The organism is Streptomyces sp. WAC 06738 (genome assembly GCF_003945505.1).
Taxonomy (GTDB): domain Bacteria; phylum Actinomycetota; class Actinomycetes; order Streptomycetales; family Streptomycetaceae; genus Streptomyces.
The window spans coordinates 1,073,640-1,097,709 of sequence record NZ_CP029618.1; the positions used below are offsets into that span (position 1 = coordinate 1,073,640).

At 73.6% G+C, this 24,070-nt stretch carries 16 protein-coding genes and 1 pseudogene; 2 read left to right on the forward strand and 15 right to left on the reverse strand.

Annotated elements, in window-relative coordinates:
• Nucleotides 1-3 precede the first annotated feature (3 nt).
• From DMB38_RS04375 to DMB38_RS04440, 14 genes and pseudogenes are all read right to left on the reverse strand, one after another.
• Nucleotides 4-651, reverse strand: coding sequence for a PIG-L deacetylase family protein (locus DMB38_RS04375; protein WP_125938805.1), 648 nt, complete (start codon nt 649-651; stop codon nt 4-6).
• The gene (locus DMB38_RS04380; protein ID WP_125934030.1) at nt 648-1,478 is read right to left on the reverse strand and encodes a glucose-1-phosphate cytidylyltransferase; all 831 of its coding nucleotides are present in this window, start codon (nt 1,476-1,478) and stop codon (nt 648-650) included. Before DMB38_RS04380 ends, DMB38_RS04375 begins: the two co-directional genes overlap by 4 nt.
• Nucleotides 1,475-2,719, reverse strand: coding sequence for a class I SAM-dependent methyltransferase (locus DMB38_RS04385; protein ID WP_125934031.1), 1,245 nt, complete (start codon nt 2,717-2,719; stop codon nt 1,475-1,477). The genes DMB38_RS04380 and DMB38_RS04385 overlap by 4 nt, the downstream gene beginning before the upstream one ends.
• On the reverse strand, nt 2,716-3,957 hold the full coding sequence (locus DMB38_RS04390) for a glycosyltransferase (protein WP_125934032.1): 1,242 nt from the start codon (nt 3,955-3,957) through the stop codon (nt 2,716-2,718). Before DMB38_RS04390 ends, DMB38_RS04385 begins: the two co-directional genes overlap by 4 nt.
• Nucleotides 3,958-3,963: 6 nt before the next feature.
• Nucleotides 3,964-5,262 (reverse strand): O-antigen ligase domain-containing protein, encoded by a 1,299-nt coding sequence (locus tag DMB38_RS04395; protein WP_206337638.1) that lies wholly within the window; start codon nt 5,260-5,262, stop codon nt 3,964-3,966.
• Nucleotide 5,263: 1 nt separating this feature from the next.
• Complete coding sequence (locus tag DMB38_RS04400) at nt 5,264-6,781, reverse strand: right-handed parallel beta-helix repeat-containing protein (RefSeq protein WP_125938806.1); 1,518 nt, start codon at nt 6,779-6,781, stop codon at nt 5,264-5,266.
• Nucleotides 6,782-6,793: 12 nt separating this feature from the next.
• Nucleotides 6,794-8,761: an alginate lyase family protein gene (locus tag DMB38_RS04405; protein WP_125934034.1), complete on the reverse strand. Its 1,968-nt coding sequence runs from the start codon at nt 8,759-8,761 to the stop codon at nt 6,794-6,796.
• Nucleotides 8,758-10,950 (reverse strand): bi-domain-containing oxidoreductase, encoded by a 2,193-nt coding sequence (locus DMB38_RS04410; protein WP_125934035.1) that lies wholly within the window; start codon nt 10,948-10,950, stop codon nt 8,758-8,760. Before DMB38_RS04410 ends, DMB38_RS04405 begins: the two co-directional genes overlap by 4 nt.
• On the reverse strand, nt 10,947-12,863 hold the full coding sequence (asnB, locus tag DMB38_RS04415; RefSeq protein ID WP_125934036.1) for an asparagine synthase (glutamine-hydrolyzing): 1,917 nt from the start codon (nt 12,861-12,863) through the stop codon (nt 10,947-10,949). The genes DMB38_RS04410 and asnB overlap by 4 nt, the downstream gene beginning before the upstream one ends.
• 3 nt (nt 12,864-12,866) lie before the next feature.
• A complete protein-coding gene (locus DMB38_RS04420; protein WP_125934037.1) occupies nt 12,867-14,384 on the reverse strand; it encodes a Wzz/FepE/Etk N-terminal domain-containing protein in 1,518 nt (505 codons plus the stop codon).
• A complete protein-coding gene (locus tag DMB38_RS04425) occupies nt 14,381-15,778 on the reverse strand; it encodes a Wzz/FepE/Etk N-terminal domain-containing protein (protein ID WP_125934038.1) in 1,398 nt (465 codons plus the stop codon). Before DMB38_RS04425 ends, DMB38_RS04420 begins: the two co-directional genes overlap by 4 nt.
• Nucleotides 15,775-17,040, reverse strand: a complete 1,266-nt coding sequence (locus tag DMB38_RS04430) for a glycosyltransferase family 4 protein (protein WP_125934039.1) — start codon at nt 17,038-17,040, stop codon at nt 15,775-15,777. The genes DMB38_RS04425 and DMB38_RS04430 overlap by 4 nt, the downstream gene beginning before the upstream one ends.
• Nucleotides 17,030-18,355, reverse strand: a complete 1,326-nt coding sequence (locus DMB38_RS04435; protein WP_125934040.1) for a nucleotide sugar dehydrogenase — start codon at nt 18,353-18,355, stop codon at nt 17,030-17,032. Before DMB38_RS04435 ends, DMB38_RS04430 begins: the two co-directional genes overlap by 11 nt.
• 73 nt (nt 18,356-18,428) lie before the next feature.
• Nucleotides 18,429-19,936, reverse strand: a pseudogene (locus tag DMB38_RS04440) (sugar transferase).
• Nucleotides 19,937-20,917: 981 nt separating this feature from the next.
• Here DMB38_RS04440 and DMB38_RS36030 point away from each other — a divergent pair.
• Together DMB38_RS36030 and DMB38_RS04450 are read left to right on the forward strand one after the other, a co-directional pair.
• Entirely contained in the window at nt 20,918-21,073 is a 156-nt protein-coding gene (locus tag DMB38_RS36030; protein WP_164715889.1) for a hypothetical protein, read from the forward strand.
• Nucleotides 21,074-21,276: 203 nt separating this feature from the next.
• Nucleotides 21,277-21,672, forward strand: coding sequence for an SseB family protein (locus DMB38_RS04450; RefSeq protein WP_125934041.1), 396 nt, complete (start codon nt 21,277-21,279; stop codon nt 21,670-21,672).
• A 338-nt stretch (nt 21,673-22,010) separates the two neighbouring features.
• Here the strand turns inward: DMB38_RS04450 and DMB38_RS04460 are convergent, their stop codons facing one another.
• Complete coding sequence (locus tag DMB38_RS04460; RefSeq protein WP_125934042.1) at nt 22,011-23,882, reverse strand: transketolase; 1,872 nt, start codon at nt 23,880-23,882, stop codon at nt 22,011-22,013.
• Between the last annotated feature and the right edge of the window lie 188 nt (nt 23,883-24,070).

Sequence of the window (24,070 nt, forward strand, 5' to 3'; positions counted from 1 at the left end):
GGTTCAACCCCCCAGGTTGAGAGTGAGTTTGGTGACGGCGAACGCCTCGGCGTAGCGCGCGTGGCATTCGATGCCGCGGATCCGCGCGAGGCCGAGGAAGGCTTCCCGGTCGTACCAGGGGCGGTGCCGCTGCGAGGGGTAGTGCTCCTGTAGCAGCCGCACTTTGCGCTCGGCGGTCTCGGGCGGCAGCGGCTGGTACGCGGCCGGGCGGCCGAGGTCGCCGTCCCACTTGACGATCTCGTAGCCGAGCACGAGGTGGTCGCGGAACGCGGTGGTGACCAGCTTCGCCAGGCCGCGGTGGTCCTGGTGCGCGTCGTCGGTGCGCGGGGCGAGCACCACCTCGGGCTCGGTCCGGCCGCGGAGTTCCTCCACCGCGGCCTTGGCCTCCGCCCAGTGCGCGGGCAGCCGGCCGTCCGGCAGCCCGTGCACGACCGGACGCAGGTCGGCGCCCGGGCAGAAGGCGGCGAGCGCGGCCCGCTCCTCCTGCTCCCGTTCGCTGCCGCCGCCGGTGAGCACCAGGGCGTCGACGCGGAGACCCGGTCGCGCCTGGCACATCGTCAGCAGGGTGCCGCCCGCGCCGATGGCGATGTCGTCGCAGTGCGCGCCCAGGGCGACGATCCGGTCCACGGGCCCGGTCCCGAGCCGGATCACGCGGTCCACGCGCCGGAGCCGACGCTGCCGACCGTGCCTGCCGCGCCGGCGTCGTCCCGTTCCCACACGGCCCACGAGCGGTCGCCGCGGGCGTAGGCGGCGTCGAGGGCGGCCCGCTCCTTCACGGTGTCGGTCGGTTTCCAGAAGCCGCGGTGCCTGTGCGCCACCAGCCGGCCGCGCTTGGCCAGCCGGGCGCAGCCGTCCGCGACCAGGTCGCCGTTCTCCGGGATGTGGTCGAAGATCTCCTGGCGGAGTACGAAGTAGCCGCCGTTCTCCCACAGCGGCAGTTCGCTCACCGCGGTGATGCCGCCGACCAGGCCGTCCTCGGCCAGGTCCACGCAGTGGAACGAGGACTGCGGCGGCACCACCAGCATCGACGCACCGGCGTCGCGCCGGGAGAACGTGTCGATCATCTCCGGCAGCGGGGCGTCGGTGAGCACGTCGGCGTAGTTGGCGAGGAACATCTCGTCGCCGTCGAGGTGGTGGCGCACCCGGCGCAGCCGCTCCCCGATGGGCGACTCGATGCCGGTCTGCGCGAAGGTGATCGTCCAGGAGGCGATGTCGGTGGAGAGCAGCTCCGTCCGCCCGTTGCGCAGCACGAAGTCGTTGGACGTCGTCTCCTCGTAGTGGAGGAAGAAGTCCTTGATGTGGTGCGCCCCGTAGCCGAGGCAGAGGATGAACTCCGTGTGCCCGAAGTGCGCGTAGTAGCGCATGACGTGCCAGATCAGCGGGCGGGGGCCGACCATCGCCATCGGCTTGGGCATGTCGTCGGCGGCGCCGCTGCGCATACGCAGCCCGTAGCCGCCGCAGAAGAGTACGACCTTCATGACTTGACCTCGACAACGCTCAGTTCCGGGATGGGAAAGACCAGCCGGCCGCCCCAGGACCCCACGAAGGACAGTTGCTCCGTCAGCTCCGTCCGCAGGTTCCACGGGAGGACGAGCACGTAGTCCGGCCTGTCGGCGGCGATCCGGTCGGGCGGCAGGATGGGGATGCGGGTGCCGGGGGTGAACCTGCCGTGTTTGTAGGGATTGCGGTCGACCGTGTACGGGAGCAGGTCGGGCCGGATGCCGCAGTGGTTGAGCAGGGTGTTGCCCTTGCCGGGGGCCCCGTAGCCGATCACCGTCTCACCGCGCTCCGCCGCGTCGATGAGGAATCGCAGCAGGTCCCGGCGGACCTTGGCCACCCGGGCGGAGAAGTCGGTGTACCCGGAGAGTTCCTGCAGCCCGGCGGCCTTCTCCCGGGCCAGGACGTCGGCCACCCGGCGGGTCGGCTCGCCGGCCGCCTCGACGGGGCGGGCCCACAGCCGCAGCGAGCCGCCGTGCGTGGGCAGCAACTCGACGTCCACGAGCGCGAGTCCGCCGCCGGCCAGCGCCCGGATCGCGGACGCGACCGTGTAGTACTGGAAGTGCTCGTGGTAGATCGTGTCGTACTGGTTCTGCTCGATGAGGGTGAGCAGATGCTGCACCTCGAGGGTGACCCAGCCGTCGTCGGCGACCAGGGAGCGCAGCCCCCGGGTGAACCCGACGACGTCGGGGATGTGCGCGTACACGTTGTTGGCCGTGACCAGGTCGGCCGGGCCGTGCTCGGCGCGGACGGCGGCACCCGTGGCGGGATCGAGGAACGCCGTGAGCGTGGGCACGCCGGCCTCCCGCGCCGCGGCGCCGACGTTCACCGACGGCTCGATGCCCAGGCAGCGGATGCCGCGGTCCACCACGTGCTTCAGCAGGTACCCGTCGTTGCTCGCGACCTCGACCACGAAGGCGTCGCGGCCCTCCGCGCCGAGACCGAGCCGCCGGACGGCGCCGGCGACGAACGTACGCGCGTGCTCCACCCAGGAGGTCGAGTACGAGGAGAAGTACGCGTACTCCTCGAACGTCTCCTCGGGCGTGATCAGCGGCGGAATCTGCGCCAGCCAGCAGTCGGTGCAGACCCGCAGGTGCAGCGGGTACGCCGGCTCCGGCAGGTCGAGTCGGTCCGCGGCGAGGAAGCTCTCGCACGGTGGTGTCGCCCCGAGATCGACGACGCTCTCCATCGCTTCCGAGCCGCAGAGTCGGCATCGTGTCATCTACTGTCCCCATCCCCCCTGCCGGGGCGGGTGTCCCCGCCACGAGTCAGCGCTGACCGGCCCGCGATCGCGGTGCCGTACTCCTCCACCAGGCGCTCCAGCCCGACCGCCGGGCTGAAGCCCCGCTCGTACCGGCGCCGGGCCGCCCGGCCCATCTCCCGGCCGCGGGCCGGGTCCGCGGTGATCCGGCGCAGGCAGGACGCGAGCGAGGCGGGGTCGCCCGGGCGGTGCAGCAGGCCGGTCACCCCGTCCTCGACGAGTTCGACGAACGCGGCGTGCCCGGCGGCGACCGCCGGGACCCCGGCCGCCATCGCCTCCACGACCACCAGGCCGAACGTCTCCAGGGCCATCGAGGGAGCCACCACGGCGACCGCCCGCGCGACGGCGTGCCTGCACTCCTCCGGGTCGTACAGGCCGACGAACCGCACGTCGTCCCGGCCCGCCGCCCAGGCGGTCACGTCGGGCGCCAGCGGCCCCGCGCCGGCGAGCACGAGCGGCACGCCCACGCCGCCGCCGGCGGCGATCTCGTCCCACGCCGTCATGAGGAGCCGCACGCCCTTGGCCTCGGCGAGCCGGCCGAGGAAGAGCAGATGCTCGCCTGCCCCCGCCCGGCGGACGCCCGGGTCGGGTACGAAGTTGTGCTTCACCGCCAGCCGCTCGGGCGGCATGCCGGAGCGCACCAGGACGTCGCGCTGCGCCGCGGAGATGCAGAAGAACCGCGCCACGCCGGACCACCACCGGCGCCGGTTGACCGACAGGCTGACCGCGAGCGGCACCGTGGCCAGCCGGGAGTTGCGGTAGCAGCCGTGCCGGACGGCGGGCAGCGGCGCGGATCCGACGCACTCGGTGCACTGCCGGCCGTCGCGCCGGAGGGTGCCGGGCGGGCAGATCTGCATGTAGTTGTGGAGTGTGGCGACGGCGGGCACGCCGGCGTCGGCGCAGGCGGCCAGCACCGCGGGCGACAGCAGCGGGAAGACGTTGTGGACGTGCACCACGTCCGGCCGCTCGGTACGCAGCCGGGCGGCCAGCTCCGCGCGGACCGCCGGGTTCCACGGCACCAGCAGCGGCACCGCGGCCTTGCCCAGCAGGGACCGGGCGGCGATGTCGTCGCTGCGCCGTTCGAACACCTCGACCCGGTGACCGCCCGCGCGCAGCAGCCCCACCTCCTGGTCGACCACCCGGTTCTCGCCGCTCGGCTGCGCCGAGACGTAGCGGTTGTGCACCACGAAGACATGCATGTCAGGTCATCTCCGATCCCTGGCCCAGCGCGGGACACGTCGCCGGGCGGCCGCGGGCACAGCCGGCGGCGCGGCCGGCGCGGGCGCGGCCAGCAGCGAGGCGGCGACGGCCAGATGCAGCAGGTACGGCGAGGCGTCGCCGAGACCGGCCTCGGTGTACGACGAGATCGCGCAGTAGGCGATGAGGAAGATCGCGCAGGCCCGTGGCACCGACGGCGGCCGCAGCAGCGCGACGCCGCCCAGCACGACGAGGAGCGCCGCCACGAGGGCGGCGCCGGTGAGCCCCTGCTCGTGGTAGACGGCGAGCCAGCTGTTGTCGATCGGCAGCCCGTCGTACGACTTGTCGCCGAGACCCACACCGAACAGGCGCTCCGAGGTCGTCCGGGGTGCCGCCAGCAGCGCGTCCCAGACCTTGGCCCGGCCGGTGAGGCTGGAGAAGTTCTCCCGGCTCTGCCCGCGCAGGAACCACGCCCGCACCATGGGGGCGAACCACACCGCGGCCACCGCGGCGCAGAGCACCGCCCAGGCGAAGAACCGGCGGGCGGGGGCGCTGGTCAGGATGAGCGAGCCGATCGCCAGCGCCAGCCCGAGGAGCAGGCCGACGGTCGCCGTGCGGGTGTGGCTGAGCGCGAGCAGGACGAGCGCGGGCACGATGACCACGGCCGCGCTCGCCCCGGTGGTGTGCCGGCCCAGCAGGAGCAGCACGGTCAGTCCCGTGATCACCGCGGCGTACTGTCCGATCTGCGGCGGCGTGAGCGGCCACAACGCGCCGACCAGCCGGCCGCCGTACAGCTCCGGCATGGCCGTCCCCGGCGAGACGGCCAGCCCGGCGGCGACCGACCCGAGCACCGCGTAGTACATCCGGATGTGGCTCCGGACGAACGCGAGACCGCCGTCCCACCAGCGGGTGAGCAGCCAGAGCGTGCCGACGAAGAGGGCCAGCCGGGTGCACCGGAAGAGCGCCCCGAACCCCGACTCCAGGTTCACGCTGGAGATCACGCTCGGCACCAGCAGCAGGGTGAGCAGGAAGACGAAGGCGCTGGGCCTGATGCGCAGCCGGAGGTTGACCGCCAGCGCCAGCGCGAACGCCGCGACCAGCGCGCCCATGGTGACCATCTGGATGAGGGAGCGGGGCAGCGGGACGATGGTCTGCGCCCCGGCGGAGCCGAGCGTGTTGAGGCCCAGCAGCCCCCAGACGATCCCGACGGTCCGCGGGGTGCCGGCGGTACCCGGTGCGGCGGCGGGCGGCGGGCCCGTCGTGTCCGGTCCGCCGGGCGGCACGCCGTGCGCCGTGTCCCCGCTCATCTCAGCCACCGGCCCGCGGGGCGAAGGTGCTGCCCTTGTCCTGGGCGTACGGGATGCTCTGCCACTGCGAGACGTCGAGCACCCTGCTCTGGTCCCGGGCCACGAAGCTCCACGGTCCGCGGTAGGTGTTGTGGTGCCAGCGGTTGCGCTGGCCGCCGGTGATCGCCTCGGCCACCCGCTCGCCCTTGTAGGGCGACCAGTCCGGGTACGTGCCGTAGTTGGCCAGGACCGCCATGCGCCCGCATTCCACCGTGCACATGACGACGGAGGTGTCCAGCACGAAGCGGTTGTCATGGATGTCCACCCGCTGGGTCTTCCACCGGCAGTCGTCGTAGAGCGGTGCGCTGGTGATCGCCGGCCGTTCGCAGCGGTCGGTGTCCGGCACCAGCAGGGTGCATTCGCCGGTCGAGGTGTTGGCCGGGCTGTTGCAGAACCGGTCGGCGTTCTCCCACAGGGTGATCCCGGACCAGTTGTCCTCCAGCACGTTCCGGTAGATCTCGATCTTGTCGGTACGGGCCGGGATCCGTGGCTCGCCGCCGGACTCGGAGACGTAGATCGTCGCGTACGGGAAGTCGTCGCCGCGGTCGGCGGACGCGCGGCCCTCGACCCAGTTGTTCCGCCGGATCGTGTTGTCGCGGATGACGGCGTTGTAGCTGGTCTCGTACATCAGCGCGGCACCGTCGTTGGCTTCGAGCACGTTGTCCTCGACGCGGAAGTCGTTGTTGTTGTTGTCCGCCCACAACCCGGTTCCGCGGTTGTCGTGGACCCAGTTGCCGCGGATGTCGGCGCCGTCCACGGCCCAGAACTTGACCCCTCCGGTGCAGCCGCAGCCCGGCCTGCGCCGCTCCCAGTCGTCGGTGTTGTTGCCGGTGATCTCGTTCCCTTCGACCACCAGGTCGCGGAGGGAGTCGCCGGCCTGGTAGGCGTTCATGCCGTACTGGCCGTTGTCGCGCAGGCAACTGCCGCGGACCTGCTGGCCGGCCCCGGCCATCAGCCCGGCGCCCGCGTTGTCCTGGATCCGCGCGTGCTCGATCACCCACCCGTCGGCCGAGTCGTGGTTGACCACGCCCTCGTTGTGCGGCGCGACGAAACGCTGCACGGTCAGGTGGCGGATGGTGACGTCGGGGGCCGTACCGCCGAACGCGTACTGGTTGGTCTTCCGGCCGTCGAGCACGGCGCCGGGCGCGCCGAGATAGCTGTTGCCCTCCTTGGGGACGACCTGGGCGTAGCGGTCCGGCTCGAGCCGGTGCTTGCCCGGCCGCAGCCAGAACGTGGTGTCCGGCGGGCTCTTCCGCGTCTTCTCCGCCAGGTCGCCGACCACCGCGGGGTCGACGGTCACCGCGCCCGCCGGCGGCTTCGCGGGACCGGTCACGGGCTCGGCGCACACCCGGGCCACCGTTGTCGCGGACGGCACGGCGCCCGGTTCCTTCCGGGCGTCCGCCTCGTCCTCACAGCCGGTCGCCGACAGGGCCAGCGCCAGCAGCGCCGCCGGCCACGCCCCGGCCCGCCGCTTGATCACCACGCTTCCTCCCTAGCCGCGGAATCCGAGTACGGTGGTGAACTCCCCCGCCGGGGCCGCGCCGTCGGTGGTGCCGGAGCCGACGAGCGTGATGGCGGGTTCCTTGCGCCCGAAGCCGGCGGAGTACCAGCCCAGCGGCGGGTCGCTCTCGCCGCGATGCACCCGCCAGCGCAGCCGTCCGGGCAGGTCGAGCACCGCGGAGCGGTCCTGGCCGTCCCGGGTCCAGGTGAGCACGGCCCGGCTCCCCACCAGGTCCGCGGCGATCGCCGGGCCGAGGTGGAACGCCAGGTGCACGGCCCGGCGCGGCCCGCGCACTTCGTCGACGACGCGCAACTCCCTGCTCGCGGCGGTCAGCTCGACCCGGCGGCGGTGTACGGACCGGCGGTAGCCGTGGTGCTCGGCGCACCAGTGGGCCACGTCCGCCCCGGTGGTGTCCGCGGCCAGGACGCGGCTGCGGGCGTGCCGGGTCCACAGGAACGGGCCGCCGGAGACGGACTGGTCGGCGCCGTCCAGCCGCAGGGTGTTGTGGGCCAGGGTCGACCGGAAGTACTGCCGCCACTCGGGCTGCCCGTGGTAGCAGAACGTCCCCGGGTCGGCGAGCACGTCGACCCCGTCGTGCCGCACCTCGACGGAGAGCGCGTCGGCGTGGGCGTGCGCGGCGATGGAGAGGAAGCCGTGCGGGCCGCCGTCGCAGCGGCACCAGATCTCGCCGGGGCCGCGCAGGATGGTGAGCCCCGCGTCGGCGAAGTGGCCGGGCCTGCTTGCCGGGCGGGCCGGGGCCGGACCGGCGGCCTTCGCCGCGTACGGCCGGAGGAGGGCGGCGAGCAGCGGGGTCCGTACGTCGGCCGCGGGCACCGCCGGCCACCAGGCGAGCCGGCCGAAGACGGCGTCCCCGGTGGTCAGCAGCGAGGCCCAGCGGTCGGTGCCCGCTCCGTCCACGACCAGGCCGTGCCCGTCGTCGGCGTCCCCCTGGCGCGGCGGCCGCAGCCGGCTGTCCACGACGGCCGCGAGCGCGTCGGTCATCCGCAGGAGCACCTGCCTCACCGACGCGGGCACGGGCACGCCCGCGGCATCCCCCTCGGCCACCGCGGCCAGGCCGAGTTCCAGCACCAGCCCGTGGTACTCGGTGGCCAGCTCCCGGTTGAGGCCGGAGTCGAAGGTGTTGCCGCGCAGATGCCGCGCCAGCGACGTGCGTGCGCTCGTCCGCCAGCGCGCCGAGGAGGGGAACCAGCCGAACGCGCAGGCGGCGGCGAACTGTCCGGCGGCCTCGGCGATGACGTGGTTGTTCGCCGAGGAACCCCGGCTGGGGAAGGCGGCCAGCCAGCGCTGGTGGTACCAGATCTGGCGCCGCGCCACCGGGTTCTCCTCGAAGAGCCCGGCCGCGCCCGGCCAGCCGTCGAGCAGCCGGCGTATCCACACCCAGGACAGCAGCCGGATGCCCAGCTCGATGCCGCTGGTCCAGTGCACGCCGACCAGCGGCGGGTTGGCCGCCCACCACGACCGCAGGTGCGCGGCGACCCGCGTCGCGTACCGGTCGTCGCCGGTGAGGGCGCAGGCGGCGGCGAGCACGGTCAGGTACTGGTGCCGGGACAGCTCCCAGAGCTGCTTGACGTCCCCGACCTCGTCCTCGTCGCGGTACGGCACGTCGAAGGCGTATCGGGGCACGGCCCTGCGCCCGGTCTTCGGGTCGTACGACCAGTCGGGCTCCACCAGATCGTCGCGGGCCACTCCGAAGTACCCGCCGTGCCCGTCCATCAGCCGGTCCGCCTCCGCGACGAGGCGTTTCGCGGCGTCCGGCGGCACCGCGTCGAGGGTCCCGGCCGGCAGCACCGCGGTGAACCGCGCCCCGGTCACCTCCGGGCAGTCCGGCGGTGCCGACCGCCAGCGCCGTCTGCGTAACCCGTCGCCCACCCGGCCGCCGACCTCCCTTGGCCCCATCCGGGACAGCCGGCGCAGGTACCAGCCCGCGCTCATGGTCATCGCGGCCTCGCCAACGTCACCGGGGCGCCGCCGGCCAGAGCGGTCCGCACGGCGAGGGTGGCCGCCGTGGTGGCGACGAGCGACTGGAGCGGCACCGGCATCGGCCCTCCGGTCCGTACCGCCGTGAGGAACGCGTCCAGTTCGGCGCGCTGGCCCTTGTCCCGGGCCCTCGGCAGCCGCGAGCCGACCCAGCGCCTGCGGCGGCCGTCGTACACGGCGGCGCGGACGAAGTCGTCGAGCCGCAGCACCTTGCCGTCCGCGACCAGGTCCAGGGTCTCCTTGGGGAAACCGGGCGGGCCTGTGGTGGCGTAGGAGAGGGTGGCGGTGGAGGCGTCCGGGTAGCGGAGCACGACCTGGAGGTGTTCGCCACCGGGCGGGCCGGCGGCGTACACCGAGACCGGATCGGCGCCCAGCAGCCAGCTCGCCGTGTCGACGAAGTGCCCGCCCTCGCCGGTGAACCGCGTGCCCTCGGTGTCCTGGCGGAGGTACCAGCTTCCGTTCTCCAGCCGGCCCGCGTTGACCAGGTAGCGGAGGCTCGCCGGGCCCCTTCTGGCGCCGAACTGCTTCCCGGCCTCCCGGAGCAGCGGCGCGAACCGGCGGTTGAAGCCCACCTGGAGCCGGTCGTTGCCCGACTCCGCCACCGCCGCGAGCACCCCGGCCAGTTCGTCCTCGGTGAGGGCCAGGGGCTTTTCCACGAACACCGCCTTGCCGGCCAGCAGCGCCCTGCGGGTCAGCTCGGCGTGCGAGCTGTGCCGGGTGACCACGAACACCGCGTCCACGGACGGGTCGCCGAGCACGGCGTCGAGATCCGTGGTCGCCTGGGCGAAGCCGAACTTCCGCCGCGCGTTGGCCGCGGACAGCGCCGTGGTGGTGACGACCGTGCCCAGCTCGACGCCGTCGAGGGGCGAGAGGTGCGGCAGGAGCATCGACGTCGCGTACGTGCCGGCGCCGACGAACGCCACCCGCACCGGTGCCTTGGCCGACCGGACCGGGGCGCGCACCACGCCGGTACGTACCGGCTCCACCGCGGGCACGGCCACCGCCGGCGGTTCCGTCTCCCCGGTCTGCCGGGGGTAGCGGAACAGCACGGCCACGGCCTTGAGGTCGCCCTCCTTCAGCCGCCGGTACGTCGCGACGGCGTCGGCGAAGTCGGCCGTGTGGGAGACCAGGGGCTCCACGTCGACGCGGCCGCGGGCGAGGAGATCGAGGAAGCAGGCCAGATTGCGGCGCTCGGTCCAGCGCACGTAGCCGATCGGGTAGTCCCGCCCCTCCAGCTCGTACGCCGGGTCGTAACGCCCGGGCCCGTACGAGCGGGAGAAGCGGACGTCCAGCTCCTTCTCGTAGTACGCGTTCCACGGCAGGTCCAGGCGGCACTTGCCGATATCGACGACCCTGCCGCGGTCCCGGCTCAGCCGCGCGGCCAGTTCGACGGGCTCGTTGCTGCCGCCGCCGGCGGCCAGGTACACCTGGTCGACGCCGTGGCCGCCGGTCAGCTCGGCGACGGCGGCCTCCAGGGCCGCGGAGGCGGGCTCGCCGCAGTCCACGGCGCCCAGGCGCACGGCGAGCGCGCAGCGCCCGGGGTCGGGATCGGCTCCGACGACGCGCACGCCGGAGGCGGCCAGGAGCTGCACCACCAACTGCCCGATCAGGCCGAGGCCGACGACCAGCGCCACGTCGCCGAGCTGCGGCTCGCCGCGGCGGACGCCCTGCAGCGCGATCGACCCGACCGTGCCGAAGGCCGCGGACCGCGGCGCGAGTCCGTCCGGGACCGGCGCGTAGAGGTTCTTCGGCACCCAGTTCAGCTCGGCGTGGAGTGCGTGCTCGTTGCCGGCGCAGGCCACGAGGTCGCCGGTCTTCACGTCGTCGATCCCGGCGCCGACCTCCTCGACCACCCCGCACAGCGAGTAGCCCAGCGGCGTGTAGGAGTCCAGCTTGCCCATCACCTTGCGGTAGGTGGCGGGCACCCCGTTGGTGGCCACGCTCTGCACGACCTTGGCCACCTGGTCCGGCCGGGAGCGGGCCTTGCCCAGCATCGACATGCCGGCCTCGGAGACCTTCATCAGCTCGGTCCCGGTGGAGATCAGCGAGTACGCGCTCCGCACCAGCACCCCGCCCGGTCCGCATCCGGGCGCCGGCACGTCCAGCAGCGCCAGCTCACCGCTCTTGTAGTTCTGAACTACCTGTTTCACCCGAACTCCCCAGAGGTCGCGCCGCGATACCAGTACTCGAGGGTCAGCACGTGCCACAGATGCTTGGAGAAATCCCGCCGCCCGGCGGCGTCCTCGGCGACGAGCCGCGCCAGCGCGTCGCGGCGCAGGAACCCGGAGCGGACGAGCACGCCGTCGTGCACCACCTCGCGCACCAGCGGTGCCAGGTCCCGGCTCATCCAGGCCCGCAGCGGCGCGCTGAACAGGCCCTTGGGCCGGTACACGATCTCCCGGGGCAGGACCGGAACGGCCGCCTCCTTCAGCACGGCCTTGCCCTGCCGCCCGACGATCTTGCGGTCGCCCGGCACGGTGAACGCCGCCCTGACCACGTCCACGTCCACGTACGGCACCCGCACCTCGGTCGAGGCGGCCATGCTGGAGCGGTCCGTGTACGCGAGGTTCAGGCCCGGCAGGAACATCCGGGCGTCGCCCAGGCACATCCGGTTGACGAAGTCGTCGAGGTCGTTGTCCCGGTAGACGTCCGCGTGCTCGGTGAGCACGTCCTCGACGGTCCCGGCCAGGTCCGGGTCGATGAGGGCGAGCAGTTCGTCCCGGTCGTACATGGTGTAGCTGCGCCGGAACGCGGTCTCCTCCGGCAGCTCGGCGAAGGACAGGAACCGCTTCGCGAAGCGCACCGACCGGAACCCCCGCCGGGCCGTGGCGACCGGCAGCCGGCCGACGGCCGCGGACACCCCGCGCCGCAGCGGGCGCGGGACGCGCTGGTAGCGCAGCGCCAGCAGGTTGGCGAGGTGCTTGCGGTAGCCGGCGAACAACTCGTCGGCGCCCATCCCCGAGAGCATCACCTTGACCCCGGCGTCCCGGGCGGCCGAGCAGATCAGGAAGGTGTTGATCGCGGCGGGATCGCCGATCGGCTCGTCGAGGTGGTACGTCATCCGCGGCAGCAGGTCGCGTACCTGCGGGGCGATCTCGATCTCGTGCAGCTCGACGCCGAACTCCCCGGCCACCCGCCGGGCGTGGCGCAGGTCGTCCGGCATCGCCTCGAACCTGGCGTCCTCGGGGCGGAACCCGATCGTGTACGCGGAGATCCCGGGCCGGTGGCGGGCCGCCAGCGCCGTCAGGTAGCTGGAGTCGAGGCCGCCGGAGAGGAAGGTCGCCACGGGCACGTCGGAGAGCAGGTGCCGCCGGGTGGACTCCTCGACGATGGCGGCCAGGTCGGGGCGCTCGCCGCTGCGGGCCCGCTCCCGCCCCTCGGCGGCGACGTCCTTCAGATGCCAGAACCTGCCGCGCTCCACGCGGCCGTCGGGCCGGCAGCGGAGCCAGCTTCCCGGCGGCAGCTTCTCCGCCTCGCGGAAGGCGCAGCGCGAGTCCGGCACCCAGTAGTACAGCAGCGAGGCCACCAGCGCGGCGGGGTCCACCTGGAGCGATCCGCCGGTCACGGCCGCGAGCGCCTTCAGCTCGGAGGCGAACACCAGGCCCGTACCGCGGCGGAGCAGGAACAGCGGCTTGATGCCGAGCTGGTCGCGGGCGAGCACCAGGTCGCCGGTGCGCTCGTCGAAGATCCCGAACGCGAACATGCCGCGCAACCGGGGAAGGCAGTCCGTGCCCCAGCGCCGCCAGGCTTCGAGAAGCACCTCGGTGTCGGAGGTGCCGCGGAAGCGCACGCCGGCGGCGGCCAGTTCGCCCCGCAGCTCCGGCGCGTTGTACAACTCGCCGTTGTACGTCAGGACGAGGCCGTCCGAGAGCATCGGCTGGGCGCCGGTCCCGGAGAGGTCGACGACGGCCAGCCGGCGGTGCCCGAGGTGCACCTCGCCGTCACCGGCGGGGTGGCCGTAGCCGCCGGACCCGTCGGGGCCGCGGTGGGCGAGGGTGTCGGTGAGCCGGGCGGTCACGGCCTTCCCGTCCGGCCATCGGTACGTACCCGCGATGCCACACATGTCCTACCGCGCCTCCTGATCGCCGTCGGGAACCCGGGCGGCCGGCGTCGACCGCCGCCTGCCCGCCCCGTTCCGCGGGGCCTGGGGCGCATACGCGCCGCGCAGCGCGGTGTGCGGCCCGTCCCACAGCGTGCCGTCGGTCCGATCCCGCGGATCGGGGTCGATCACCACCACGCCGAGCACCGGAATGTGCAGGTCCGCGAGCTGCCTCGCCACGGTGTGCAGCCAGGCGGCGCTGCTGTGCCCGGCGCGTACGACCAGCACGCTGCGGCTGCCCAGGTACCGCAGGTCGGTCCACGCGGTGCCGGGCACGACCGAGCCGACGCCGAGCCTGCGTTCCGGGTGCGGCTCGGCGGCGGGAGCCTCGCCGGCCACGACGGGCGGATCTCCGGGCTGCCGGGGGGCCTTGGCGAGGTGCGCGCCCGGCAGACCGTCGACGATCACCACGGGCCCCTCGTCCGCGAGTGACCTCGCGAGGTCCAGGGCGATCACGCTCGTACTGCGTGCACAGCCCAGCTCCAGCAGCGACACCGGTCCTGCCGCGCCGCGCACGGTGCGCGCCAGCGTCCTGGTGAGCCGGGTCCGCGCCGCCCGGGCCCGCCGGCTCTGCAACCGGCCGGTCCACCGGCGGGGCGTGCGGCGCAGCTCCGCGATGACCGAGGCGCCCAGGTGCGCCGCGATCTCCCGGCGCAGCACGGGGCGGTCCGCGACCACCGTGCCGACCGCGGCGACGGCGAGCCCGACCACCAGGCCGAGCACCAGCCCGATCCCGGCGTCGGTGGCGGCGGCCCTGGGCAGGGACTGCCGCACGGCGCGCGGCGCGTCGACGATCTGCGTACCGGCGATGAGCTGGGGCGTGCCGATGCGCGCCTCCGCGGCCCGCTGCTCGAAGTCGGCGATCCGCGAGGTGAGTTCGGCGCGGCGGGTGAAGAGCGACTCCAGGTCCGCCGAGGCCGTCGGCCCGCTCTCCGGCGCACCCTCCCCGATCGCCTCGTTGACCTCGGCGAGTTCGTCCCGCATCCGGTCGCGCTGGTCGAGCAGCGTCTCGGACTCGGCGTCGGCGACCTGCCGGATCCGCCGTACGTGGTCCGCGACGAACGCGTCGGCCAGCGCCCGGGCCCGCGCCTTCGCTTCGGCGTCGTCCCCGCCCGTCACCGTGATCTGCAGCAGGTTGTTGGTGAGACCGACGCCCTGGTAGTCGTTCGTGAAGTCCTCCGGGCGCTGCGGGGAGTCGAGGGTCTTGAGCGCCTTGCCGGCGATCCGCGTGGTCTCCAGCAGCGCGACATCGGTGCGGATGAGCGTGCCGGGGTCGTTCGGCTGGTCCGCCTGGTGGGCGACCAGCACGGTGGTCACCGCGGTCGGCGGCGTGGGCAGCAGGACGGCCACGGCCAGGCCCGCGAGCAGTCCCACGAGCCCCACGGAGCCCCAGAGCCTGCGGCGCCTGCGCACCGCCACCACCAGCGACTGGAGGTCGAGCAGCGGCGCGGCGGACGCCGGCTCCGGGGCCGTACCCGTCGTCACACGGAACCTCCCGTCACGTCGGCACCGACCGCGACCACCGGCTCGGCGCCGTCCGCGGGTCCGCCGGCGGGGCGGTCCGGGCGGCCCCGGACCGTACCGGCGACGACGACACCGGCGATGTCGTGTCCGGCGTCCGCGCACGCCCCGCCGATGCCGGCGATCTCCGCCGCGGTCCACCGGCCCGCGCTGAGCACGACGACGGCGCCGGACTCGGCGTCGCGGTCGGGAACCAGCGGGTGGGACGTCGCGACGGCCACCACCCGCAGCACGGGGCCTCCCCCGCCCGGGGAGTTCGCGGAGGGCTCGCTCCCGCCCTCGGCGGCGAGTCGCACCGCGGCCCGGCGGGCGATCTCGTCGCCGTCCGGGACGACGGCCAGCAGCCTGCGGCCGGCCGGCGGCCGGTCCCGCAGGCGCGCGCAGACCCGCCGGTAGCGGATCCTCCTGCTCTCCTCGTCGCCTGACGCCTGCAGCGTCGGCAGGTCCCACCGGGTGTCGACGCCCAGCAGCCGGCGGAGCCCGGCCAGCCGGCCGCCGTCCCGTGGCCGCTGCGCGGCCTGTCCGCCGGGTACGTCCACGGTGCCCAGCAGCGTCGCGCCCAGCGCCGCCGCGATCTCGGCCCCGGTACGGAGCCGGCGGCTCACCCGCGCGGCGGCGAGGTGCCCGACGACCGTGAGGAGGAAGGACAAGAGCGCCCCGGCGAGGACCAGTTGCCTCCTGGTCGGCGGTGCCTCGCCGGCCGGCAGGGCGGCCGGTCCCATGACGACCATGTCGGCCCTGCTGGTCGCCGGGTCCGTCCGGTCCAGCTTCTCCATGGCCTCTTCCATCGAGGTACGCAGCTTCTCCAGCTCGGTTCTGGCCTGCACGCTCTCCACGGTCCGCCCCGGATCGGCCGCGTCCGCCAGCGCGGTGATACGGCGGCCGGTCTGCTCCACCAGATCCCGCAGGGCCTCGGTCTGTGCCGCGGCGTCGGGATCCGTGTTGTCGCCGACGACGCGCGAGGCGAACGCGACGTACTGCTCGGCCATCTGGTCAGCGAGCCGCTGCGCGCCCTCCGGCGTCGCCGCGGTGCCGGAGATCTTGATGATGCTGCCGTCCGCGGTCTTGGCGCTCACCCGGTCCCGCAGCTCCGCCGCGCCGGACCCGGTCCTGCCCAGCGCCTCGGCCGCGCGGTCGACCACCACGGAACTGGTGGCGATCTCCGCCTGGGTGAGCAGCTCGCGCTCCTCCCAGGACCCCGGCAGCAGGACCGATGCCGAGGTCGTGTAGCGCGGCGGGAACAGCACGGAGGCGCCGTAGCCGGCGAGCGCGCCCGCTACGACGACGACCGCGAGGAGCCGCCACCGGCGGCGGACGATCCGTCCGACGGTGGAGAGGCGGATGGTGTCGTCGCTCAACGGCGTCCCCTCCTCCGTGCCCACGCCGGGCCACCCGTACGGGCCGGAGCGCGGTCGCCGCAGGCGGCTTCGTAGGCGGCGAGGAGCGACTGCTGGGAGTTGCGCCAGGAGAGCCGCCCTTCGATCCGCTCCCGGCCGGTCTTGCCCATGCGGGCCCGTCTCTCCGGGTCGTCCAGGAGGAGCGCGACGAGGGCGGCGAACTCGGCTTCGTCGTTGGCGGGCGCGTAGACGGCGGCGTCCCCGGCGGAGACGCGCGCCTCCCGGAGGTCGAACGAGACGATCGGCCGGCCCATCACCATGTATTCCAGGACCTTGTTCATCGTCGACACGTCGTTGAGCGGATTGCGCGGATCGGGAGAGAGGCACACGTCGGCGGTGGAGAGGTAGCGCACCAGGTCGGCGTCCGGGATGCGCCCGGTGAACTGCACCTGCTCCGCCAGCCCGAGCGCCCGGGACAGCTCCACCATGGCGTCGAAGGTGTCGCCGGCGCCGACGAACACCGCGTGCCAGTCACTCCGTCCGAGCTCGTCGCGCAGCCTCGCCAGGGACCGCAGGGCGTAGTCGACCCCGTCCTGCGGCCCCATGACGCCGAGGTAGCAGAGCAGATGGGGCTTGCCGCGCTTCAGCTCCGGCTCGGGCGGTACGGGCTGGAAGCGGTGGACGTCGGGGGCGCTGCGGACGACGAAGACGTCCTCCGGCCGCCGGCCGCCGCGCCGCAGCGCGGTGTCGCGGTAGCTCTCGTTCGTGGCGATCACCACGTCCGCGGCGCGGTAGGTGCGCCGCTCCAGCGCGCACACGGCGCGGTAGAGCAGGTCCTCGCCGCGGCCGAACCGGGAGAGGTACAGCTCGGGTACGAGGTCGTGCTGGTCGAAGACGAACCGCGCGCCGCGCCGCTTCAGCCACAGCGCGGGCAGGAAGAGCAGGTCGGGCGGGTTGCAGGCGTGCACCACGTCGACCGGGCCGACCTTGCGGGCCAGCCGGAGCGTGTGCCAGAGCGCCGAGCCGTACTCCCGCAGATAGCCGGACGGGCCTCCGGTGGCCGCGCGCAGCGGGTAGCGGTGGATCCGTATCCCGTCGATCTCCGTCTCCGGCTCGGTGTCCCGCTTCTCCCCGCGGGGACAGATGACGTCCACCGTCCAGCCCGCCTCGCGGAGCGTCGTGCACTCCTGCCACACCCGCCGGTCGAACGGCACCGACAGGTTCTCCACCAGGATCAGCGCGCGCCGGGCCGTGCCGCCGCCGCCGACCGCGTCACCAGGCAAGGCCCATGTACTCCGGTTCGGCCCGGCGCTCCTCGGCGTCGGGAAGGCGGACGAGGTCGATGAGCACCGGCCCGGCACCGCGGGGCAGCGCCGACAGCACGGCCGGGTCCCGGGTCCCGACCAGGCACACCTCGGCGTGGTCCAGAACCTCGCTCACGGAGCCCGCGAGGAGTTGGGCGAGGTGCGGCAGCCGGGTCTCGATGTACGCACGGTTGGCGCCGAGCAGCCGGGAGAGGTTCACGTTGGCGTCGTAGATCCGCAGGTCGTAGCCCTTGCCGAAGAGCCTTTCCGCCAGTTCGACGAGCGGGCTCTCCCGGAGGTCGTCGGTGCCGGGTTTGAAGGAGAGCCCGAAGAGGCCCGCCCGGCGTTTGCCGGTGCGCTCGACCAGCTCCACCGCGCGCTGCAGATGGTCGGAGTTGGAGGGCAGCACGTGGGCGAGGATGGGCACCGAGACATCGGCCCGCTGCGCCGCGTGGACGAGACTGCGGAGATCCTTGGGCAGGCAGGAACCGCCGAAGGCGAAGCCGGGCCGCAGGTAGGCGGGGCTGATGTTGAGCTTGCGGTCGGCCAGGAACACGTCCATCACCTGGTGCGAATCCACTCCGAGGGCCTGGCACACCGCGCCCAGCTCGTTCGCGAATCCGATCTTCAGGCCGTGGAAGGCGTTGTCCGCGTACTTGATCGCCTCGGCGGTCGGGATCTGCACCCGGAACACCTCGCCGGGCAGGCCGTCGTAGAGCGCCGCCACGATGTCGCCGCTCGCCGGGTCGAGTTCGCCGATGACGGTCTTGGGCGGGTCGTAGAAGTCCCGCACACTCGTGCCCTCGCGGAGGAACTCCGGGTTGACCGCGACCCCGAAGTCCACCCCGGCGGTGCCGCCGACGTACTTCTCCAGGATCGGCACCAGCAGGTTCAGACAGGTGCCCGGGAGCATGGTGCTGCGGAAGACGACGGTGTGCCGCCGCCCCCGCCCGCCCCGCTCCGCGAGCGCGGCGCCGATCTGCTCGGTGACCCGCTCCAGATAGGTCGTGCACAGGCTGCCGTTGGGCTCCGACGGCGTGCCCACGCAGACCAGCGACACGTCGCTCTCCATGACCGCCTCGCGTACGTCGCCGGTGGCGCGCAGCGCACCGGCCCGTACGACGTCGGCGGTGAGCTCGCCGATCCGTTCCTCGACGACGGGGGCCTTGCCGTCGTTGACCAGGTCGACCTTCGCCTGGTTCACGTCCACCCCGATGACGTCGTGGCCCCGGCCGGCCAGGCACGCGGCCGACACGCAGCCCACGTAGCCGAGCCCTAAGACGCTCACCCTCATGACCCGTTCCCCTCCCCGGGCAGGCCGCGCCGGCCTGCGGTCCGTGCACCGACCGGACGGTGCGCCCCGCGCATCAGTAGGCCCCCTGCCCTTGGAGCACCGCACGCAGCGTCTTCCACAAGATCACCGTGTCCAGCGCGAGCGACCAGTCCTCCACGTACCGCAGGTCCAGCCGCACCGCCTCCTCCCAGGGCAGGTCACTGCGTCCGCTGATCTGCCACAGGCCGGTGAGACCGGGCTTGACCAGGAGCCGCCGGCGGATGTCCGGGCCGTACGCGGCGAACTCCTCCGGCAGCCCGGGGCGCGGGCCGACGAGCGACATCGAGCCGGTGAGCACGTTGAAGAGCTGCGGGAGTTCGTCGATCGAGTACCGGCGCAGCACCGCTCCCATCCGGGTCACGCGCGGATCCCTGCGGAGCTTGAAGAGCAGGCCGGCGCCCTCGTTGCGGTCGGCGAGCGCGGCGCGGGCCCGGTCGGCTCCGGCCACCATGGAACGGAACTTGACGAGCGTGAACTCGCGGCCGTCCTTGCCGACGCGGCGCTGGCGGTAGAACACCCCGCCCGGGCTGTCCACCAGCACGAGCAGCGCGACGAGCAGCATGAGCGGCGCCAGCAGCATCAGCAGGACCACCGCGCCCAGCCGGTCGCCGACCTCCTTGACCGCCCGGCGGCCGCCGGTGAAGGCCGGCATGCTGACCCGCAGCAGCGGGATCCCGAGCACCGCGTCGACGTGCAGCCGCGGTCCGGCGACCTCCATCAGCACGGGGGCCACGACCATCTCGGCGTCGCTGCCTTCGAGGTTCCAGGCCAGCCGCTGTAGGCGGTCCGGTGACCAGTACGGGTCCGGGGTGACCGCGACGACCCGGTAGCCGCCGCGGCGTACGTGCTCGGCGACGTCGTCCAGCCGGCCGACGACCGGCACTCCTTCCAGGTGGTCACCGTCGGCCCCGGGACCGCCCGCGGTGCACACCGCGTCCACCCGCCAGCCGAGGTGCGGGAACTTGCGGACCCGGAGGATCAGGTCGCGCACGGTCTCCGGGCTCCCGGCGGCGAGCACCGGTCGCAGACAGCGCCCTTCCTTACGGCGCCCGTGCAGCCAGAGGCGCAGCAGATAGCGCTCGGTCAGGGTGGCGACGGCGATCGCCGGGATCGCGACGAAGATCCAGAGCTTGATGTTGCGCGAGGTGAGCGCGATCCCCCCAGCGCGAGCACGACCACCGCCGTGGAGAGCGAGCGCCCCAGCCGGCGGAACTCCTCGGCTCCCTGCCCGAGCACACCCGGAGCCCACGACCGCCCCAGCGCGAGTGCCCCCAGCACCAGCAGTTCGGTGCCGAAGGCGAGCACGACCCACTTCTCGTGCCAGTCGGCCGCGTCCCGGACCCCGAACAGGCCCCCGATCGCCGCCACCACCAAGGCGGTGGCGAGGGTGTCGCTGATCATCACGGTACGGCGGTACCGCTGCTCCCAGCCGGCCACGGGCCGGCCGGCCTCTTCGTCCGGCGCACGCCCGCGCGCCGCCGGAAACGGGCTGACGAATTCCACCCGCCGGCCGGATCCTCCCAGATCGCCGGCGGGTTCCATGTGTTCGTTCAACACTGATACCCCCCGGGGAGGCTCTCGCCCCCCGCGATGGTTCTCCCCACGGGAGCCTTCGCTCCCCACGAAGGACATCCCGGTATTTCAGCGTTACTTGAACAACTCACCGGGCAGCGGGCACACGTGTCCCGCCGGACTCCCGGAGTTCCACGAGAACCGGTTCAACCCTCAGGTACTCCCCGCACCGAAGGCCGTTTCCGGGCCCATGTACTGATCACCTCCACGTCTGGCTCCGGGTGCGACTGCCGTGGGCAGCGCGGGACCGAATAGATCGACATCGGCGGATACATCCGCCGGTGCGACCGGGGTTCAGCCTGCGCCACGTCTCCGGACGACGGCCAGTGGCCGGGCGGCCCTTTTCACGGACAAAGTCCACGTGCTATACGGACCGGGTAATCTTCCCCCGGTTGCGGCGAATTCAGGACTGTGCACGTGCGTCACCGCCGAGTACGCGTATTCAGGCCACCCGAATCCGGCCGCCGCGGATAGTCGCTTACACCGCCGGCGGCGAACCTCGGCGGATCTCCGTGCCCGTCCACCTCGGTTTCCGGTGCTTCGGCTTATCGCCGGGCTCAGTCCCACTCCCACCCGAGGCCCACGATTCCCGGGCCGGGTTCCTGCTCCGCCAGACGGGCGCTGTCGCAGCCGTTGAGCGGGACCCGCACCACCCGGCGACGGGGGGCGCGCCGGAGGCGTGCCGGGCGAACCGGTAGCAGCGGACCGGGAGCGCCGGCGAGGCGAAGGAGACCCGGAGCGGATTGTGGCTCACCGGGTAGCGGAAGCCTGCGGACGTACTCGGTGCACTCGCCGCCCGTGCCGTCGGTGATCCGGTGGCGGAACGGCTGGGTCTCCCCGAGACCCAGGGGCCGGTCGAAGACGAGTTCCGCCGCGAAGGGACGCCGCCGGGCCGCTCCGCACCCGGCCGAGGCGGCAGTTGTCCAGCGGTTCGATCCGCACCCGGGTCACATGCTGACCGTCTACGGCTACTACGTCAGCAAGAACTGGGCGTACTGGGGCGTTCCGTGGCCGTCGAGCGGCCGCTATAACCGGGCCACGTACCACTATTACGTCGACAACGGCTGCTTCTTCTGGACCCACTCCCTCTACGGCATCGGAGCGTGAGCGCACGCCACCGCAACGGCCCGCGGCCGGCCGGCAGGACGGTCCCGGTCTCCTCGCTCAGCCCTGAGATGGAGCACGGCGCGTCCGCTGGGATCTGTCAACAAAAGGACAAAGGGGTCAGTAGTGCGCTCCGGTTTCAGGGAGCCCTTCCGGGGAACCCGGGCCGAGACCGGCCTCCGGCACCGCACAGCGAAGGGACACCCATGACGTACCACCCGAACGGTCAGCGCTCCGCCGCGCAGCAGGCGCTGCACACCGTCGTCGAGAACGGTCCGGACCAGGAAGCGCTGCACACGCTCGCCGAGAGCCGGGTGCTGCTGCCCGACCCGGAACCCGCCGAGGAGCCCCCAGGGCAGGCGCAGGCGCTGAGCCTGCCGGTGGTGGAGCAGGGCGACGGCACCCGGCTGGTGCCGGTCTTCACCTCCCCCGACCGCCTGGAGCAGGTCTTCCCCGAGATCGAGCGCTACAACGCGGTCGAGCTCGGCGACCTCGCCCGCGGCTGGCCCGCGGACGGCCCGTCGCTGGTCGTCGACGCGGGCACGCCGGAAGAGATGGCCCTGACCGCCGAGGGTGTGCGGGAGCTGCTGGGCAAGGCCTGACCGGGGACTTCGGCGACGCCACCCGTGGGGCACCGGATTGAGCACGTGCCCCGCGGGCATTCGGCATGGGTCACGTCGTCATCGAGGCGGCCGAGCGGCACGCGCTGGAGCGCCGGAACCGGGCGCACGGCCGCCGGACACCGATGACGACGGGGGCAGGCGCGACTTCCGCGTGTACGCCGATCCGGCGGGCCACCCGTTCCGCTTCGTCCAGCTTCGTCTACGGGCCGTCAGCGCCGGCATCGTGCGCGGGCGCGGCACACGGCCCGGCCCCGCCCCTCGGCCGAGGGGCGGGGCCGGGCCGTTCCGCTCGCCGCCGATGCGCTGCCGCTCCCCCGTCACACGGGCCGGGCGGCCTCCGCGTCGACGAGGTTGCGGGCCGCCGCCGCGATCGCCTCCGCGTCGATGCCGGCCGCCGAGAGCTGCTGCGTTCCCGTCGCCGAGCCGGGCATGGTCCGTACGGCCAGCCGGGCGAGCCGCGGGACGGCGCGGCCGTCGGCGAACGCCTCGGCCACCGCGTCGCCCAGGCCGCCCTCCGGGCGGTGGTCCTCGGCGGTGAGGATCCGGCCGGTGAGCTCCGCCGCCGCGCGCAGGGCGACGACGTCGATCGGCTTGACGGAGTACAGGTCGAGCACGTGCGCCCCGATGCCCTCCGCGGCCAGCAACTCGGCGGCGACCAGCGCCTCGTGCACGGTGACCCCGGCCGCGGCGATGGTCACGCTGTCGCCGGGCGTGGCGCGCAGCAGCTTGCTGCCGCCGATCGGGAAGTCCTCGTCGGGTCCGTAGAGGACGGGCCGGGCACCGCGCATGGTGCGCAGGTAGCGCACGCCGGTCAGCTCCTCGCCCGCCATGGCGGCGACGAGCCGCGCGGTCTGGTTGGCGTCGCAGGGGTGCAGCACCGTGCTGCCGTGCACGGCGCGGAACATCGCCAGGTCCTCCAGGCCCATCTGCGACGGGCCGTCCTCGCCGATGGCGACGCCGGCGTGCGAGCCGACCAGGCTGAGGTTCGCCCGGCTGACCGCCGCCATGCGCACGAAGTCGTGGGCGCGGGTGAAGAACGCGGCGAAGGTCGCGGCGAACGGCACCCAGCCGCACGCCTGCATGCCGACGCCCGCCGCGACGAGCTGCTGCTCGGCGATGTAGCACTCGAAGTACCGGTCGGGGTGCTCCTTGGCGAAGAGCTCGGTGCGGGTGGAGTCCCCGACCTCGCCGTCCAGGGCGACGACGTCCGGCCGCGCCGTGCCGAGCGCCGCCAGCGCCTGCCCGTACGCGTCGCGTGTGGCCACCGGGTCCCCCACGTCGTACCGCGGCAGCAACGGGTGCGGCGCTGCCGCGCGCGGCGGCGCGACGGCGGGCGGCGGGGTGTGCGGCTCGACGCGCAGGTCGCTGGTGCCGCCCAGTTCGGCGATCGCCGCCTCGGGGTCCGGCAGGGGCTTGCCGTGCATGCCCTCCCGGTTCGCCACGGAGGCGACCCCGCTGCCCTTCACCGTACGGGCGAGTACGACCGTCGGCCGGTCGGCCACGTCCGCGGCCTCGCTGTACGCGGCGTCCACGGCGGCGACGTCGTGCCCGTCGACCTCGATGGTGTGCCAGCCGAACGCCCGCGCCCGGCGGGCGTACGCGTCGAGGTCCCAGCCGTGCCGGGTGGGACCGCGCTGGCCGAGCCGGTTCACGTCGACGATCACGGTGAGGTTGCCCAGATGCTCGTATCCGGCGTGCTCGAACGCCTCCCAGACCGAGCCCTCGGCCAGCTCGCTGTCGCCGCACAGCACCCACACCCGGTACGGCAGGTGCGCGAGCCGCTTGCCCGCCAGCGCCATGCCGACGCCGATGGGCGGTCCCTGCCCGAGCGATCCGGTGGCCACGTCGACCCACGGCAGCATGGGCGTCGGATGCCCCTCCAGCCGGCTGCCCAGCTTCCTGAACGTCAGCAGTTCCTCGTCGTCGAGGGCGCCGACCGCCTTGAACGCCGCGTACAGCAGCGGCGAGGCGTGCCCCTTGGACAGGACCAGGCGGTCCGCTCCGGGGTGGTCCGGGCGGTCGACGTCGTAGCGGAGATGCCTCGCGAGCAGCACGGCCATCAGGTCGGCCGCGGACATCGACGAGGTCGGGTGGCCGGATCCGGCGGCGGCAGCGGCCCGTATCGCGTCCACGCGCAACTGGCGACCGAGTGCGAGGGAGAGGTCCGGATCCACATCGACGGAGGTCATGTCGTGCTCCTTGTCCGAGCGGTGTGTGCTGTCCCGGCCCGCGGGCACGGCGGCGCGCCTGTCCGGTCACGTACGCGCCGTGCCCGGGTCGGACATTCCGGGTACCACGCCGCGGCGGGTCGTAACGGCCGACCTCGCGCGGCGCCGGACGGGCCACCGTGGGTGGCGGTGGGGTCGCCGAGCGCGAT

Bases quoted from the DNA above. Each gene is read 5' to 3' on its own strand.
- DMB38_RS04385 (WP_125934031.1), bottom strand. From the start codon at position 2,719: ATGACACGATGCCGACTCTGCGGCTCGGAAGCGATGGAGAGCGTCGTC.
- DMB38_RS04435 (WP_125934040.1), bottom strand. From the start codon at position 18,355: ATGAGGGTGAGCGTCTTAGGGCTCGGCTACGTGGGCTGCGTGTCGGCC.
- DMB38_RS04380 (WP_125934030.1), bottom strand. From the start codon at position 1,478: ATGAAGGTCGTACTCTTCTGCGGCGGCTACGGGCTGCGTATGCGCAGC.
- DMB38_RS04395 (WP_206337638.1), bottom strand. From the start codon at position 5,262: ATGAGCGGGGACACGGCGCACGGCGTGCCGCCCGGCGGACCGGACACG.
- DMB38_RS36030 (WP_164715889.1), top strand. From the start codon at position 20,918: ATGCTGACCGTCTACGGCTACTACGTCAGCAAGAACTGGGCGTACTGG.
- asnB (WP_125934036.1), bottom strand. From the start codon at position 12,863: ATGTGTGGCATCGCGGGTACGTACCGATGGCCGGACGGGAAGGCCGTG.
- DMB38_RS04450 (WP_125934041.1), top strand. From the start codon at position 21,277: ATGACGTACCACCCGAACGGTCAGCGCTCCGCCGCGCAGCAGGCGCTG.
- DMB38_RS04460 (WP_125934042.1), bottom strand. From the start codon at position 23,882: ATGACCTCCGTCGATGTGGATCCGGACCTCTCCCTCGCACTCGGTCGC.
- DMB38_RS04405 (WP_125934034.1), bottom strand. From the start codon at position 8,761: ATGACCATGAGCGCGGGCTGGTACCTGCGCCGGCTGTCCCGGATGGGG.
- DMB38_RS04390 (WP_125934032.1), bottom strand. From the start codon at position 3,957: ATGCATGTCTTCGTGGTGCACAACCGCTACGTCTCGGCGCAGCCGAGC.